The 16,678-nt window shown below is 69.3% G+C and carries 10 protein-coding genes; all 10 read right to left on the bottom strand.

The features are described from left to right. Nucleotides 1–6 precede the first annotated feature (6 nt). The 10 genes from D7316_RS04175 to D7316_RS04130 all read right to left on the bottom strand — a co-directional run bounded on the left by D7316_RS04175 (nucleotide 7) and on the right by D7316_RS04130 (nucleotide 16,594). On the bottom strand, nucleotides 7–396 hold the full coding sequence (locus D7316_RS04175) for a prepilin peptidase (RefSeq protein WP_124707171.1): 390 nt from the start codon (nucleotides 394–396) through the stop codon (nucleotides 7–9). Nucleotides 397–513: 117 nt separating this feature from the next. Continuing rightward, nucleotides 514–1,353, bottom strand: coding sequence for a shikimate dehydrogenase (locus D7316_RS04170; protein WP_124711095.1), 840 nt, complete (start codon nucleotides 1,351–1,353; stop codon nucleotides 514–516). Nucleotides 1,354–1,361: 8 nt separating this feature from the next. Beyond that, nucleotides 1,362–3,182 (bottom strand): endolytic transglycosylase MltG, encoded by a 1,821-nt coding sequence (locus D7316_RS04165; RefSeq protein ID WP_232016753.1) that lies wholly within the window; start codon nucleotides 3,180–3,182, stop codon nucleotides 1,362–1,364. Nucleotides 3,183–3,282: 100 nt separating this feature from the next. After that, entirely contained in the window at nucleotides 3,283–3,714 is a 432-nt protein-coding gene (gene ruvX, locus D7316_RS04160) for a Holliday junction resolvase RuvX (protein WP_124707169.1), read from the bottom strand. After that, on the bottom strand, nucleotides 3,711–6,392 hold the full coding sequence (gene alaS, locus D7316_RS04155) for an alanine--tRNA ligase (protein ID WP_124707168.1): 2,682 nt from the start codon (nucleotides 6,390–6,392) through the stop codon (nucleotides 3,711–3,713). The genes ruvX and alaS overlap by 4 nt, the downstream gene beginning before the upstream one ends. A 176-nt stretch (nucleotides 6,393–6,568) precedes the next feature. Beyond that, nucleotides 6,569–7,969, bottom strand: a complete 1,401-nt coding sequence (locus D7316_RS04150) for a replication-associated recombination protein A (RefSeq protein WP_124707167.1) — start codon at nucleotides 7,967–7,969, stop codon at nucleotides 6,569–6,571. A gap of 10 nt (nucleotides 7,970–7,979) precedes the next feature. Then, nucleotides 7,980–9,143 (bottom strand): protein kinase family protein, encoded by a 1,164-nt coding sequence (locus tag D7316_RS04145; RefSeq protein WP_124707166.1) that lies wholly within the window; start codon nucleotides 9,141–9,143, stop codon nucleotides 7,980–7,982. A gap of 187 nt (nucleotides 9,144–9,330) precedes the next feature. After that, nucleotides 9,331–10,299: a transglutaminase family protein gene (locus tag D7316_RS04140; RefSeq protein ID WP_232016752.1), complete on the bottom strand. Its 969-nt coding sequence runs from the start codon at nucleotides 10,297–10,299 to the stop codon at nucleotides 9,331–9,333. Continuing rightward, nucleotides 10,296–13,007: a circularly permuted type 2 ATP-grasp protein gene (locus D7316_RS04135; protein WP_124711093.1), complete on the bottom strand. Its 2,712-nt coding sequence runs from the start codon at nucleotides 13,005–13,007 to the stop codon at nucleotides 10,296–10,298. Before D7316_RS04135 ends, D7316_RS04140 begins: the two co-directional genes overlap by 4 nt. 116 nt (nucleotides 13,008–13,123) lie before the next feature. After that, nucleotides 13,124–16,594 carry a transglutaminase family protein gene (locus D7316_RS04130; RefSeq protein WP_124707165.1) on the bottom strand — a complete coding sequence of 1,157 codons (3,471 nt, stop codon included), beginning with the start codon at nucleotides 16,592–16,594 and terminating at the stop codon, nucleotides 13,124–13,126. Between the last annotated feature and the right edge of the window lie 84 nt (nucleotides 16,595–16,678).

Below are 16,678 nucleotides of genomic sequence, written 5' to 3'. Positions count from 1 at the left end.
GTCGACCTACGTCAGGGCCAGACCGCAGACCGCCGCACCCACCAGAGCCCGAGCGTGCGGACGCCCGCCGCTCGACGACACCTCCCGACGCCCACGGCCGACGACGTCGACGACCGCAGCGAACACCACGACGAGCAGGCCGAGCCCCGGATCGGCGAGCAGACCGCCGATCGCGAAGGCCAGCTTGACGTCGCCACCGCCGCAGAGCCGCACGAGCGTGGCGATGGCGTACGGACACGCGGTGACCACCGCGGCGAGCGCCACCGACGGCTCCGCGACGCCGACGACGAGCGGCGCCACCGCGCCCGGCCACACCAGCGGAGTGGGGATGCGTCCCGTTCGGGAATCCACCGCCGCGATCACCGCGAGCCAGATCAGTACGACACACTCGGACATCTGCTGAGCATGTCGCGCCCCGGGCGCCGCCGGCGCCACGCGATGCCGCGCCTGTGGATGCGCGGACGGGCTGTGGAGGCGGAGTGAGTCGCACCCACCGATCCGGGGTAGGCGTCCTCAGAGCGTGTCGCGCAACGCCTGCGTCATCGCGTCCCGCGGAGCCGGCCGCCCGGTGAACTGTTCGACCTGACTGAACGCCTGGTTCAGCAACATGACCAGTCCCCCGACGACGCGTCCACCGGCGTCGGCGACCGCCGCAGCCACCGGCGTCGGCCAGGGATGGTAAATCACGTCGACGAACTTCGTTGCGCGCGAGAGTGATTCGGCGAGCGCGGCCGCGGCGTCCGCAGGTACCGTCGATACGACGACGCCGGTGTCGCGACAGCGACGACCGAGGTCGGGACCGCTCTCGAATCCGACCACCCTCGACATCATGCCGAGGCGTTCGGCGAGTTCGAGCACCGAGGCAGCGCGTCCGGGGTCACGGGCGACCACCGTGAGATCGGTGACACCCGCATCGGCGAGGGCGGCGACGCTCGGCAGCGCGGTTCCGCCCGCACCGACGAGCACCGCCGACGGATGTTCGGCCGCGTCCGCGCCGACCTCGACGAGCGCACCGGCCATCCCGTCGATATCCGTGCAGTCGGCCCGCCATCCGCGGTCGGTCCGGACCAGCGTGTTGGCGGAACCGACCAATTCGGCCCTGGTCGTGCGCTCATCCGCGAACGCGAGGGCCGCCAGTTTGGCCGGCATCGTCACCGACAGACCGACGAACTCGGGACCGAGTCCGGACACCAGTGCCGGCAATTGTTCGCCGGTGCACTCGATACGGTCGTAGGTCCAACCGGTCAACCCGAGCGCGCGGTACGCCGCGGCGTGCAGGTCGGGTGAGCGGGAGTGTCCCACCGGCGATCCGAGCACGGCGGCCCGCCGCACTTGCGTGGCTGTGTCGTCCATCGCCTCGGTCAGCTGCACCCGGTGCTCAGCAGCTTGTTCTCGCACGCCTTCTCGCGATTCTGCTTGTGCTCCTCGAACGTGTTCGCGAACAGCGTGGTGCCCTCACGATCGATCGTGACGAAATAGAGCCACCGACCGGCCGTCGGATGCTCGACCGCGGTCAGCGCGCGCTCACCGACCGCGCCGATCGGCGTGACCGGCAGGCCCTTGATCCGGTAGGTGTTCCACTTGTTGTCGGCCTGGTAGGCGTCGCCGTACACATCGATGTTCGTGACGTCGGCGGTGTAGTTCGCCGTGGAGTCCATCTCCAACCGCTGGTCCTTCTCCAACCGGTTGAGGATCACCCTGGCCACTTTCGCGAAGTCGTCGGCGTTGGCCACCTCGCGTTCGACCACCGACGCGGCGACGAGCGTCTGGTAGGGAGTGAGGCCCGATTCCTTGGTGTCGAGCAGTCCCCACTGCTCGAACCTGAGCGCGCTCGCGGCGATCAGGTCGTGCAGGATCTGCGTCGGCGAGTGATGCGGGTCGATGGTCTCCCACGTTCCCGGGGCGATCAGACCCTCGATCCGGCGATGGTCACCGGAGAGTTCCTGCACGGTGGGTCGTGCCCACACCGGGACACCGAGCTCCTCCGGGGTCGCATCGGCCGCGGCCTTCTCGAGGTCGGGAACGTCGGCGCCGATCCGTTCACCGTTCACGGTCACAGCTGTCGCGTTGGCGATCATCTGGAAGATGCCCGGCGTGGTCTTGCCGTCGACGCCCTTCTTGTCGTCGAGTTGCAGTCCTTCGGGGACCACCATCCGACCCACCCGGTGCTCGTTGCCGTCGGTCATCATCTCGACCGCGGTGGCCGCCGGGATCTGGGTGCGCAGCTTGTAGTACCCACCCGACATCGCCTGTCCGCCTGCGGCGTCGACGAATGCGTTGACGCTGCCGACGACATCGTTGTCCTCCAGGATGCGCCCGAAGTCCATCAACGTAGAGTTCTGCGGGATGTCGACGATGACGTCGGACGTCCCCGCCGCGTCGGTGTAGTCCTTTCGGTTCTCGAAGACCCCGAAGGCACGCAGACCGACGAAGCCGACGCTGACGACGAGCGCCAACATGCACGCCAGCACGACGGCGAGCACCACCCGACGACGGGTGCGTCTCGACGAGCCTCCCGTGCTGCCGCCTCGCCGCGACGTGCGCCGCGGTGTCTCCGCGTCTCGACCGGCGGGCCGTCGTGATCGGCGGCGGTCGCGACGAACGGGGTCGGCGAGATCATCGTCCGGGATGGACCGTGCCGTGACCGGTTCCTCATCCAGGAAATGTGTCCTCGCCTGGGCGCCGGCAGGCGGAGCCGTCGCGGCGGCCCGTGGCCGGACGCGGTGCGGGACGGCACTGCGCAGCGGATCGCTGTACTCACCGGACGAGATGGTCAGCGGGCGATCGGCCTCATCGAGCGGCTCGGCCGGGATACGTTCCGGAGCGGCGCGTTCGGGAACGATCGGCTCGGGGGCGGTCCGGTCGGGGGCGGTCCGTTCAGGAGCCGGGCGGACGGGACGGCGACGTTCCGGACGACCACCTTCGGCGGGAGCACCCGCCGGCGCCCACGCCTCCGGAGCGACCTGCTGGGCCCCCGTGTCGGGCGGCGTCGAGGGCGGTCGGGTGCCGCGCGACTCCTGCTGGTCGACGTCGGGCGGCGGCGCGACCCGGCGGCGGCGATGACGTGTACTCGGCTTGCCGTCCGCGGGTTGCGTGAAATAGCGCAACCGTTCCAGATCCAGCTGTTCGGTCGGCTGGTCGGACAGATCATGCCGTCGAGGTCGATGGCGTTCGTCGGTCACCGAGCGGTTCCTCTCAGATTCCGGCGAAGTTCGATCGCACTGCAGCGGCGGTTCGCGATCACGAATTGCCGTGTGCTGTCGGGGCGTACGCATGCAGAAGTCATCGTCGCGTATCCAGCCACCCCTGCAGAATAGCGACCGCGGCCGCTTGATCAATCACGGCGCGCGAGGATTTCGCTTTCACCCCACTCGCACGCAGTGCCTGGGTCGCGGTGACCGTGGTCAGGCGCTCGTCGTGATATTCGACACCGACCGGCCGAATTCGCTGCGCGAGGCGGTCACCGAACTCCCGGGCCAGACCGGCCGCGGTGCCCGCCTCGTTGCGCAAGGTCTTGGGCAGACCGACCACCACGCCCACCGCGTCGTACTCGGCGACGAGCGCGGCGATGCGCTCGATGTCGCCCGCGGCCCCCGGCGTCCGGCGGACCGTCTCGACCGGTGTCGCGAGAATCCCGTCGGGGTCACAGACCGCGACCCCGACCCGCACGGAGCCGACGTCGACGCCGAGTCGGCGTCCGCGCGTCCAGGTCATCGGTCTCGGACGAGTTCGCGGATGCGTGTCATGGCGGCATCGATACCGGCCGGGTCACTTCCGGAACCCTGGGCGAGATCGGGCTTTCCACCGCCACGTCCGCCGACCATGCCGCCCACGTCCTTGACGATGTCACCGGCCTTGATCCCGAGACCACGGGCGGCGTCGGTGGTGGCGACGACGAACGGGACCTTGTGTCCCCCTCCACCGTCATCGGTCGAGGAGAACAGCGCGATCACCGCGGGCCGGTCCCCCACCTTGCCGCGCAGATCGGTTGCGAGACCGCGGAGTCCGTTGCCGTCCAGCCCGTCCGGGAGTCGCCCGCCGACGATCAGGGTCGCGCCCGATGTGGTTGCGGCGTCGATCAATCCACCGGCGGCCTGGCCGGCGGATTCCGCACGGAGCCGGTCGATCTGCTTCTCCGCGTCCCGCAGCCGGGTGACGAGTTGCTCGACGCGGCCGGGCACCTCCTCGGAGGGCACCTTGAGCGACGACGCCAGCCCGGCCAGCAGCGCGCGCTCCTTCGACAGGTAGCGGAAGGAGTCCATCCCGACGTAGGCCTCCACGCGCCGGACACCGGACCCCACCGACGATTCGCCGATCAGCGTCACCGGACCGATCTGCGCGGAGGACGCGACATGCGTTCCGCCACAGAGTTCCATCGAGAACGGTCCGCCGATCTCCACGACCCGCACCACGTCACCGTAATTCTCGCCGAAGAGTGCGACCGCGCCCATCGACTTCGCCTCGGTCAGCCCGGTCTCGAAGGTGTTCACCGGATAGTTGGCCTCCACGGCCGCGTTGCTGATCTCCTCGATCTCCCGACGCTGACTCTCCGACAAGGCTTTTCCGGAGTGGAAATCGAAGCGCAGATAGCCCGGCCGGTTCAGCGAACCCGCCTGCGTGGCGGTCGGTCCGAGTACCTCGCGCAGCGCGGCGTGCACCATGTGGGTGCCCGAATGCCCTTGGGTCGCACCATGACGCCAGGACTGGTCGACCGCGGCGATGACCTCGTCACCCTCGGCGATCTCCCCCTCGTCGACGACCACCTTGTGCAGCCACACCGATTTGCCGGCCTTCTGCACATCCGTGACCCGCAGGCGCACACCGTCTCCGGTGGTGATGGTGCCGACATCGGCCATCTGGCCACCGGATTCGGCATAGAGTGGCGAGCGGTCCAGGACCACGACCAGCTCCTGGCCGGGCGCTGCGGTACGCACCCGGGCACCGTCGGAGACGAGGCCGAGAACCCTTGCCTCCGAGATGAGTTCGTCGAACCCGGTGAACGTGGTGGGTCCGCGGTCGAGGAACTCCCGATAGACCGAGAGGTCGGCGTGACCGGTCTTGCGGGCGGTGGCGTCGGCCTTCGCGCGCTGCTTCTGCTCGGCCATCAGGGTGGTGAAGCCCTCCTGGTCGACCGACAGTCCGGCCTCGGCGGCCATCTCGAGCGTCAGATCGATGGGGAACCCGTAGGTGTCGTGCAGGGTGAAGGCGTCGCCGCCGCTGATGGTGGTGTTCCGCGCGGCCTTGGTGGCCTGGGCGGCGTCGGCGAACAGTTTGGAGCCCGCCGCCAACGTCTTGCTGAACGAGGCCTCCTCGCCGACCGCGACGTCGACGATGTGGGTGCGCTGCTCGGCGAGATTCGGGTACGACGGCGACATGGTGTCCACGACGAGGTCGATGAAGTCGCCCATCGTCGGCTGGTCCGCGCCGAGGAGGCGTACCGAGCGCACCACCCGCCGCAGCAACCGCCGCAGCACATAGCCTCGGCCGTCGTTGCCGGGCAGCACACCGTCACCGATGAGCAGGGTGGCGGTACGTGCGTGGTCGGCGATCACCCGGAACTTCACGTCGTCGTCGTGCGAACCGGCGCCGTAGGCCCGACCGGTGAGTCGCGCGGCGAGATCGATGATGGGCTTGCACAGGTCGGTCTCGTAGACGTTGTCGACGCCCTGCAGGATGCACGCGACACGTTCGATGCCCATGCCGGTGTCGATGTTCTTCTTCGGCAGCGGACCGAGGATCTCGTAGCCGTCCTTGCCGCCACCCGGGCCGCGCACGTTCTGCATGAACACGAGATTCCAGATCTCGATGTAGCGGTCCTCGTCGGCTTCGGGTCCGCCCTCGACCCCGTAGGCCGGGCCGCGGTCGTAGAAGATCTCCGAGCACGGCCCGCAGGGCCCGGGCACACCCATCGACCAGTAGTTGTCCTTGAGTCCGCGTCGTTGGATGCGCTCGGCGGGCACCCCGATCTCGTCGCGCCAGATCGCCTCGGCCTCGTCGTCGTCGAGGTAGACGGTCGGCCACAGCTTGTCGGCCGCGATCCCGTAACCGCCGTCGGAGACGCTGTTGGTGAGCAGCGTCCACGCGAAGTTGATGGCCTCACGCTTGAAGTAGTCGCCGAAGGAGAAGTTCCCGGCCATCTGGAAGAAGGTGTTGTGGCGCGTGGTGATGCCGACCTCGTCGATGTCGAGGGTGCGCACGCATTTCTGCACGCTGGTGGCGCGGTCGAACGGCGGCGTCTGCTCACCGAGGAAATACGGCTTGAACGGCACCATGCCCGCATTGACGAACAGCAGGTTCGGATCGTCGAGGATCAGCGAGGCGCTGGGCACCTCGGTGTGGCCTGCCTTGATGAAGTGATCCAGGAAGCGCTGCCGGATGTCATGCGTCTGCACTGAGTTCGTCCTTGCTCAAGTGATTCGGGGTGAGGTCGGCGATCGGACGTACGGGCCCGATCGGGGCTGGTCGACTCACCAGCGTACCGTCGCGCGTCGCCCGGGCAGGTCTCGGCCGGTCAGACGCCGTGTTGTCGAGCGCGGCGCCTCCGCCCGGGTGACCCGCGGGTGTCGGGCTACCGGCGTCGACCGCGTGCGGAGACGCCTCGGACGATGGAGCGCAACCGGCCCAGGCGGGCGCCGATCTCACGCTCGTTGCCGTGATCTGTCGGCTGGTAGTAGTCGACGCCGACCAGGTCGTCGGGGGCGTACTGCTGGGCAACCACGCCGTCGGGGTCGTCGTGCGGGTAGCGGTAGCCGATGCCGCTGCCCAGCCCCTTCGCGCCGGCGTAGTGGCTGTCCCGAAGGTGCGCCGGGACCGCGCCGGACTTGCCCGCCTCGACGTCGGCGAGTGCGGCACCGATCGCCGAGACGACCCCGGCGGACTTCGGGGCCGTGGCCAGATGGATGGTCGCCTGGGTGAGCGCGAGTTTGGCCTCGGGCATCCCCACGAGCGCCACCACCTGCGCCGCGGCGACCGCCGTCTGCAGCGCGGTCGGGTCGGCCATCCCGATGTCCTCGCTGGCGTGGATCATCAGGCGACGTGAGATGAAGCGCGGGTCCTCGCCGGCGGCGATCATCCGGGCCAGGTAATGCAGGGCGGCGTCGACGTCGGAGCCACGGATCGACTTGATGAATGCACTGGTCACGTCGTAGTGCTGATCGCCGTCGCGGTCGTAGCGGACGGCCGCGCGGTCGATGGCCGCCTCGACCTCGGCGATGTCGAGCAGCGGTCGGTGCCCGTCCGGTTCGGCCGACTCCTCGTCGTCGCGCAGCGCCGCATCCGCGCTCGCCTCCAGAGCGGTCAGGGCCCGGCGGGCGTCACCACCGGCGACCGCGACGAGATGATCGAGCGCGGCGTCGCTGACCTCGACGCGGCCGTCGAGTCCGCGCGGATCGGACACCGCCCGCCGCAACACCTCCCGGATGTCGTCGTCGGCCAGCGATCGCAACTGCAACACCAGCGATCGGGACAGCAGCGGGGAGACGACCGAGAACGACGGGTTCTCGGTGGTTGCCGCGACCAGCAACACGATGCGATTCTCCACGGCGTCGAGGAGCGCATCCTGCTGGGTCTTGGAGAACCGATGGACCTCGTCGATGAACAAGACGGTCTGCTGGCCGTCGATCAGCCGCCGCCGCGCGATGTCGATGACCGAGCGCACCTCCTTCACACCGGCCGACAGTGCGGACAGAGCCTCGAAACGGCCGCCGGTGGCACGGGAGATCAGGGCGGCCATCGTCGTCTTGCCGGTTCCGGGCGGCCCGTAGAGCAGTACCGACGCCGCGCCCGAGCCGTTGATCAGTCGGCGCAGCGGTGATCCGGGACCGAGGAGGTGTTGCTGCCCGACGATCTCGTCGAGTGATTGTGGGCGCATCCGCACCGCCAGCGGTGCGTGCGCGCCCGGCGGCGAGGTCAGGCCGCCCCCGCTGCCGCCGGCGGGTGCGGCCGCCGGTGTGTCGAAGAGCCCGTCCATTCCGGCGGTGTCAGGTCAGCCAGGTGCGCTGCAGGGCCGCACCGAGAGCGACCGCGAACGCGGCCAGCGTCGTCTCACCCGACCGCCGGGCCGCGGCCGCCAGATCCGTCCATCGCGCCACGACGACCCTGGGGTCGTTGGTGTGCAGAGCCCAGTCGTGGATGTACCCGGCCGGACTGACATGCGGCGCCTCGACGGTGGCGACACCGTCGTCGGCCGGCAGCATCCACACGGTCGACAGCCACTTCCAGAGCAGGCGGCCGGTCAGGATCTTGTGGTTGCACTCGCGATCGTGCGAGAGCGCCGGCCAGATGGACGTCACCTCAGAGCGCCACGCATCGATCATCGAGACCTCGAGGTCGGGTCGATGCTCGACGTTGGATCGGGACAACTGCGCGCCACAGGTGACCAGCGCGTAGGCGATGTCGAGGGTGGCGTCGCGGAATCCGCCCCACTCGTAGTCCATGAACTGCACGCCCTCGTCGTTGAGCATGATGTTCTCCGGGCCCACGTCCGATGGGCTGAACGCACGGTGCTCGCCGTCGGTGAAGAGGGTGCACGCCGCGGTCAGCCGGTCCGCGATCTCGTCGGGGAGATCGACGCCCAGGCGCGCGAGGAGCGCGGGTGCATCCGCGACGGCGCGGGCCGCGGTCTCACCGAGGATGTCGACGTCCTCGGCACCGGAGGCACCGCGACGCAGAATGGCCCGGAAATCGTTCTCACCGCCTGCCGTCGCGGCGTGCAGACGGCCGAGTGCCTGTCCCCAGGCACTGACCGCATGCGAGGCCTCCGTGATGTCGGTGCCCGAGAGCAGCGACGACATCGGCCGCCCATGACCCAGGTCGGTGAGGACGAGGAGCCGGACGTCCGGATCGGATGCGATGAGCTGTGGTCCCGGCCGGGATTCGGTGGGCAGTGCGGTCGCGTACTTGTACGACGCCAGCTCGCGGTGGAAGGCGCTGGGGTCCTCGTCGGCGGGCAGCGCCTTGACCACCAGCGTCCGATCCATCGACAAGGGATTCGCCATCACCCGCGCCCGCACCACGATGGTGCGGCCACTTCCCCCGAGATCTTCCGGGTCGGCGAGGGTGACGGGTGCACCGGCGCGATGCGAGAGCACCGTCTCGGCCGCGCGCACCACCCCGGAGATACGACTTTCAGTGATTACCGTCATGTCACCAACCAACCTACCCAATCGTCTCGAACAGAGTCACGACTCTTCATCCATCTGCAACGCAGTTGCCGTCAGCAAACCCCGGGCGAACGTCAGAGTTGGTCGCGCACAACGATGGTCACGCCGCTACGCCGGTCGACCGCAGCTGTCATCCGGTCGGGTGACACCTGCGGTCCGGTTTGCCGGATCACACCTCGTCGCCGGACCCGGCGGCGATCTCCACGGGACCGTCCGGATCGATCGGACTGACATCCACGGACACATCGATCCGACTCTTCTTCGACTCGGTGTAGATCACCCCGCGCAGGGGTGGCACGTCGTCGTAGTCGCGCCCCCACGCGACCGTGACGTGGCGTTCGTCGACCAGTTTGTCGTTGGTGGGGTCGAACGCCAGCCAGCGGTCGCCCGGCAGCCAGACCGCGGCCCAGGCGTGACTCGCGTCGGCCCCGAAGATGCGCTCGGCCCCGGGCGGCGGATCGGTCGCCAGATAGCCCGACTCGTAGCGGGCCGCGAGACCCACCGACCGCAGGCATGCGATCGCAACCCGCGCGAAGTCCTGACAGACGCCCATCCGGCGTTCCAGCACGGTGTCGACCCGGGTGCTGATCGCGGTGGAACCCGACTTGTAGGTGAAATCCCGGAAGATACGGGACGTGAGGTCGGTCACCGCCTCCACCAGTGGCCGCCCCGGGGTGAACACCTGCGCCGCGTAGGCCGCGACGGCCGGCGTGATCTCCGGCGGGTCCAGGTCGAGGACGAACTCGACCGCGCCCGCCCCCGCGGTGCCGTGGACCGGAGGACGCGCCTGTTCCCAGGGGCCGAGGGCGGCCGGGGTGAGCAGCAAACCCGCGTCCACCGGATCGACCTCGACGACGGACGTCGCGGTGACCACCAGTTCGTCGTGCGGAGTCCGGACGTGGAAATACGAATCCCCGTTGCCGTATACGTCGACTCCGGTGGACCAGTCGTCGGGTGCGGGCTCGATGCGGACCTCGCCGGCCAGCACGCGCTGCTGAGGCAGTTCGCGCGGTGTCAGGTAGCACCGCCCGTACGACGACGACACCACGTCGTCGTAGGTGTAGCAGGTGCGATGGATGACGCGATAGCGACGTCGCTGATCGGGACCCACGGCGGTGGTGGCCTCGGGACTGCTCACGGTGTGTCGCCTCCCCCGCCCCAGATCGGCTGCGCCTGCCGCGGCGGCGCGAACCGGGTGCGGGTCAGGATGTCGGACAGTTCGCGAGCGCCGGCGGCGAGCGCCGACATGAGGTCGTCGAGCTCGGCCCGACGACCCGCGGAGTTGACCGCCGCGAGGTCCTCCGGATCCGAGCGCCTCAGTTCGGCGATCATCTCCTCGACGACGCGTTCGGCGCCCGCCGACTTCAGCTCGTCGGGCAAGGACACGAGGTCGGTCCGCATCCGGGTGAGCTGATAGGTCAGCGACCGGGGATTGGACTCGTCGAAGAACAGCAGCTGACCGACGGCGTCGAACTGGTAGAGACCCCGGTTGCGCCTGCGGTAGATCACCGACGACTCGTTGGCGACGAGGTAGGACTCCAGGAGCGCCTGCTCGACCTCGTTCTCGCGGTGCTCGACGAACAGCGCGCGGGTCAGGTCGGCGAGAGTCAACGCGCGTTCGATGCGCCGGCCGACGTCCATGTACAGCCACCCGGCGTCGTGCACCATCGACTCGGCCTGCAGGCCCGCCAGTGCGAGGACGCCGTGCAGCACCTCGTCGTGTGCGTGACCGAGATCGGTGCCCAGATCGAGGGCGGTCTCGTCGCCGTCCGCACGGCTCGCCCGTGCGTGTGTGGCGAGCTCCTCGATCGCACGTTCCACCGGGGCCAGGACCATCCACGTACTGGTGGACATCTGGTCGCGCACCGCCCGCGCCGTGGTGACCAGGCGGTCGACCGAATGCGCGATGGTCCCGGGAACCGCGCGCGCCACCGTCAGGTCGGTGATCTTGGTGATCGCGTCGTCGACGCGGTCGGGAGCGGCCGGTCGCTCGTCATGATCGGGCGTGAGGTCGGCGGTGGCGAGATAGCCGGAGATGCCGGTCACGACCGCCGCCGCGTGCAGCACCAACGGCACCGCCGCGGTGCCGCTCATCCACGGGCGGTACTGGACCTCCTGATAGCGCTCGCGGGCCACCTTGGCCAACCGGGTCGTCGACTCCACGCGCTCCCCGTATCGCCCGAACCAGAAGAGATCGGCCAGGACACGCGGGCTGGCCGCGGCGGCGATGTCGGAGTATTCGATGCGCGGGGCGCGACCGGGACGACGCACCATCGATTCGTCGGTGGCGGGCACGCGCGTGCTCGATTTGCGGGAGACATGTCCCCCGACGTCGGCGCTGGTCACCCAGATGTCCTTGGCCGCAACCGTGCGCTGTGCCGACCCGCCGACACCGTCGGCCAGGACCGCACCCAGACCGCCCGGCATCACCGCGTAGGTGGGTCCCTGCGCGACACTGAACGCCCGCATCCCGACTGGTGCCGCCCGCACCACACCGGGCGGCGGCGACCCGAAGCGGCCGGGCGTCATCGACGGCGCGACCGAATACGGCCGCAGTGTCCGGGCGACCCACTGCCAGGTCTGTGCTTCGATGCGGGCGGAAAGCCCGGCGCGTGCGGTCGCGTCGATCATCGGCACCACCACCTCCTCGCCGGTCCGGAAGTTCGACAGCACCAGATCGTCGAGGTCGGCGAGGATCTTGCCGCGCTGCAGATCGTCGCCGGCCCACAGGGTGGGCACCGACGGCAGCGCGAGCTCCTCGTCGAGCAGGACCGGTGCGAGCTTCTCCAGCACCGTGTGCAGTGCCGGGTTCTCCAGCAGACCGCTGCCCAACGTGTTCACCACGGTGACGTTGCCGCGCGAGATCGACTCCACGAGCCCGGCCACCCCGAGCCGCGAATCGGTACGCAGATCCAGCGGGTCCGCGTAATCGGCGTCCAGTCGGCGGAGCAGGACGTCGACGCGCTTGTATTTGCCCAGCGATCGCATGTAGACGATGCCGTCGCGCACGGTGAGGTCGGCGCCCTCGACGAGTGGGAACCCGAGGACGGACGCGAGATATGCCTGATCGAAGGCGGTCTCGGACATGCTGCCCGGACTGAGCACCGCCACCGTCGGGTCGTCGACGCCGGGTGGGGCGTAGTCGAACAGGGCGAGCCGGAGCGTACCGGCGAAGGTCGTCATCGGCCGCGGGGCGCAGGCCTGGAACAGCTGCGGGAACGTCCGCGAGAGCAACCGCCGATCGACGATGGCGAAGCCGATGCCCGAGGGCGCCTGGGTTCGGTCGGCGTAGGCCTCGAACCGACCGTCGGGCGCGCGACCGAGGTCGAGGGCGTGCAGGAACAACGCGTGCGGGCCGGGCACCTCGAGGCGGGCGGCCTTACGGATGTAGCCGGGATGGCCGTAGATCATCTCGGGCGGGATCAGGCCCGATCGGATCGTCTTCTGATCGCGGTAGAGGTCGCGCAGCAGCAGGTCGAGCAGCATCGAGCGCTGGGTGACGGCCTTCTCCAGCTCCGACCACTCGGTGCCGTCGATGATCAGCGGGACCGGATCGACCTGCCAGCCCCGGGCGACGGTCTGTCCGTTCTCGTACTGGTTGTAGACGACGCCCTCGTCGGTGACCGCGGTGGCCAGGCGGGCCGCCGCCGTGCTCAGCCGCGCATCTCCGCGGGCGGCGTATCCGGCGACCAGATCGTTCCACGCGGTCCGTGTCCGTCCCGAACCGTCCAGCATCTCGTCGAACGGGCGCGCCGCAGCGACCGGCGCCGGGGCACCTGCACCCCAACCATCGAGGTCGAACAATGCGGATCCGTCGGGACGGTAACGCTCGAAGACCGCGGGCAGGGCGCCGTCGACGGCGCCGGCAGATTCCCCGTCGCTACGCTCGCCGACAAACTCCCCGTCGCTACGCTCGCCGGCAAACTCCCCGTCGCTACGCTCGCCCCTGTCCGACGAAACAATCACCGGAGAACTGTACGTGCCCGGCGCAGATCGAGGATCGCCGGTACCCCGGAGTCGATGGCGATCCGGGCCTGCCGTTCCCGCAGCAGCCCGACGTCGACCGCACCGCTGGTGTGCCCGGTCGCCTCGAATCGTCCGTTGCGCCGGGACTCCGCCTCCACCGCGTTGACCGGCGGCCGGTCATAGGAGCGTCCGCCGGGATGGACGACGTGATAGGTCGCCCCACCCACCGACCGCTCCGACACGGTGTCGACGAGGTCGAAGGTCAGCGGGGTGTCGATGCTGATCGACGGGTGCAGGGCACTCGGCGGTTGCCACGCCCGGAACCGGATTCCGGCGACCTGCTCGCCGGTGCGACCGGTCGGCCGCAGCGGGATCGGGAAACCGTTGCAGGTGAGCAGGAACCGATCGTCGTCGCCGCCGAGTACGCGGACCTGCACGCGCTCGATCGAGGAATCGACGTAGCGGGCGGTACCGGTGCCGGTGGATTCCTCACCCAGGGTGTTCCACGGCTCGATCGCACCACGCAGTTCCACCTCGTGGTCACGGATCTGCACGGTGCCCAACCGTGGGAAGCGGAACTCGGTGAACGGGTCGAGCCACGCGGTGTCGAACGGATAGCCCGCCTCGCGTAGCTCCTCGGCGACCGCGGCGATGTCGGCGATGAGGTAATGCGGCAACAGGTACTTGCCGTGTAGGTCGGCGCCGTGCCGGATCAACCGGCCGCGGTAGGGCTGCTCCCAGAACCACGACACCAGCGAGCGCACCAGCAGGGACTGCACCATCGCCATCCGATGGTGTGGGGGCATCTCGAACGCACGGAGTTCCAGCAGCCCCAGGCGGCCACGGGCCGAATCCGGGCTGTAGAGCTTGTCGATGCAGAACTCTGCGCGATGGGTGTTGCCGGTGATGTCGGTCAGCAGGTGCCGCAACGCCCGGTCGGTCACCCACGGGTTCGGCGGTGCGCCGTCGCCGGTTGCACCGGCCGCCTTCACCGCGAGCCGGTCGATCTCGGCGAACGCGATCTCCAGTTCGTAGAGCGAGGACTCCCGGCCCTCGTCGGCGCGCGGTGCCTGCGATGTGGTGCCGACGAATCGTCCGGAGAACAGGTACGACAGTGCGGGATGGCGCTGCCAGTAGGTCAACATCGACACCAGCAGGTCGGGACGTCGCAGCATCGGCGAGTCGGCCGGGGTCCGGCCGCCGAGGGTGATGTGGTTGCCGCCGCCGGTCCCGCCGTGACTGCCGTCGAGGTCGAAGGTCTCGGTGCCCAGTCTGGCCCGTCGCGCGTGGTCGTAGAGCGAGTCCAGCAACTCGGACTGTTCGGCGAAACTGTTGGTCGGCTGGATGTTCACCTCGATCACACCCGGATCGGGGGTGACCGTCAGGGTCGTGAGCCGACCGTCCGACGGCGGACCGTAGCCCTCGATCACCACCGGGGTGTCGATCTCGGCGGCCGCGTCCTCGATCATCTCGATGATCGCGAGGTACTCCTCGAGCGCCGCGGTCGGCGGCAGGAACACGTACGGGATGCCTCCCCGAACCTCGGCGACCAGCGCCGTCCGGGGGACGAATGCGGTGGGGTCCATCTCCTTGACGGTCCAGCCCAGCGCCTCGGCCGGATCGTCGGGCAGCGGATCCGGACGTATCGACGGGTCGACCTCGAACACGGTCGGGGCCGGTCCCCAGGACAGCGAGTTCAGCGGGAGACGCAGACCCGCGGGCGACGTGCCCGGGGTCAATACGAGGCGGCCACGGCGGGTCGTCCACTGGACGCTCTGCCAGGCGGTCTCGTCCTCGGAGCGGCTCAGCGGCAGCACGAACGCCGTCGGTGCCGTGACCCCTTCCTCGAGTTTCGCCAGCAGCGCGCGGCGCGCGGGAGTCGAATCGGTGGGCGGCTCGAGGTCGTCGTCGGCGTCGGCGGCCTCCACCGCGGCCTCCGCGAGTTTGGCGACCAGAGCCGTCTGGACCGTCGGATCCATGGCGGGGTCGCCCGGCGGCAGCGCGGCGAGATCCCGCAGCCGCACCAGCGGGTCCTCGTAGGCGGGCATCACCTGCGACTGCGGGAGACGCAGGCGGGACGCGAAGGCGCTCAGCAGCTTCTCCGCTGTCCCCGACGACGCCGTGGCGCCCGGCTCGGGCCCGCTGGTCTCGACGGCGATACTCGCCTCGGCCTCCGCGCGGGTCGACCACGGATCGGCGAGCAGTTCGGGCCGCCGCCAGATCGGTTGCCCGTCGGCACGCCACATCAACGCGATCTGCCAGCGCGGCAACGGTTCACCGGGATACCACTTGCCCTGACTGCGCTGGACGAGCCCGCTCGGTGCGTAGGCCTCCTTGAGGCGGGCGGCCAGGTCCGAGGCCAGTTGCCGCTTGTGCGGGCCGTCGGCGGCGGTCGTCCACTCCGGGTCGGTCTGGTTGTCGATGGAGACGAAGGTCGGTTCGCCGCCCATCGTGAGCCGGACGTCGTTCTCGGCCATCTTGTCGTCGAGGGCCGCACCCAACTCCTGCACCCGATCCCACTGGGTCGGTGTGTAGGGCAGCGTGACCCGGGGGTCCTCGTGAAATCGGGTCACCGTGTTGGCGAAGTCGAGGGTCGCGTGGCACGGGCCGGTGGCGCCGGTGATGGGCGCCGCCCCACCGGGGTTCGGGGTCGCCGCGAGCGGGATGTGCCCCTCGCCGGCGAACAGACCCGACGTCGGGTCCATGCCCACCCAGCCCGCGCCCGGGAGATACACCTCGGTCCACGCGTGCAGGTCGGTGAAGTCGGCGTCCGGTCCGGACGGGCCGTCGAGCGACTTGATGTCGGAGGTCAGCTGGACCAGATAGCCGGAGACGAAGCGGGCGGCCAGACCGAGCTCACGCAGCACGGCGACCAGCAGCCATGCCGAGTCACGGCACGAGCCGATCGCGCTGGCGAGGGTGTGCTCGGGCGTCTGCACCCCTTGCTCGAGGCGGACCGTGTAGCCGACCGCATCGCGTACCGCCTGGTTCAACGCGACCAGGAAGTCGATGATGCGGATCGTGCGGGTGGGCTTGTGCGCGGCCGCGAACTCCGCGATCGACGGATGCACCTCCGCCCCCGCGAACTCGCCCTCGGTCACGCCGACGGGCCGGAGGAAGATCTCCAGATCGCTGCGGAGGTCATCGGGGTAGTCGAAGCCGTAGTCCTCGGCCCAGTCCTCGATGAAGAAGTCGAACGGATTGATCGCGGTGAGGTCGGCGACCAGACTCACCGCGATCGAGAGGGTCGTCGTCGGCTCCGGGAAGACCAGACGGGCCATGTAGTTGCTGAATGCGTCCTGCTGCCAGTTCAGAAAGTGTTCCGCCGGTTCGACTTTCAGCGAATACGCCTCGATCGGTGTACGCGAGTGCGGCGCGGGCCGCAGTCGCACCACGTGGGGGAAGATCTTGACTGCGCGATCGAACGCGTAGCTCGTGCGATGCTCGAGGGCCACCTTGATCGTCATGGTCAGAAATCACATCACACATGCCGACGTGGTGCCGGGTTTGAGGGCTTGCTCATACGTGGCGCGGTGGCATGGAACGTCGCG

It is taken from the genome of Gordonia insulae (assembly GCF_003855095.1).
Classification (GTDB): Bacteria; Actinomycetota; Actinomycetes; order Mycobacteriales; family Mycobacteriaceae; genus Gordonia; species Gordonia insulae.
This window is presented reverse-complemented; position numbering and strand designations above follow the sequence as displayed.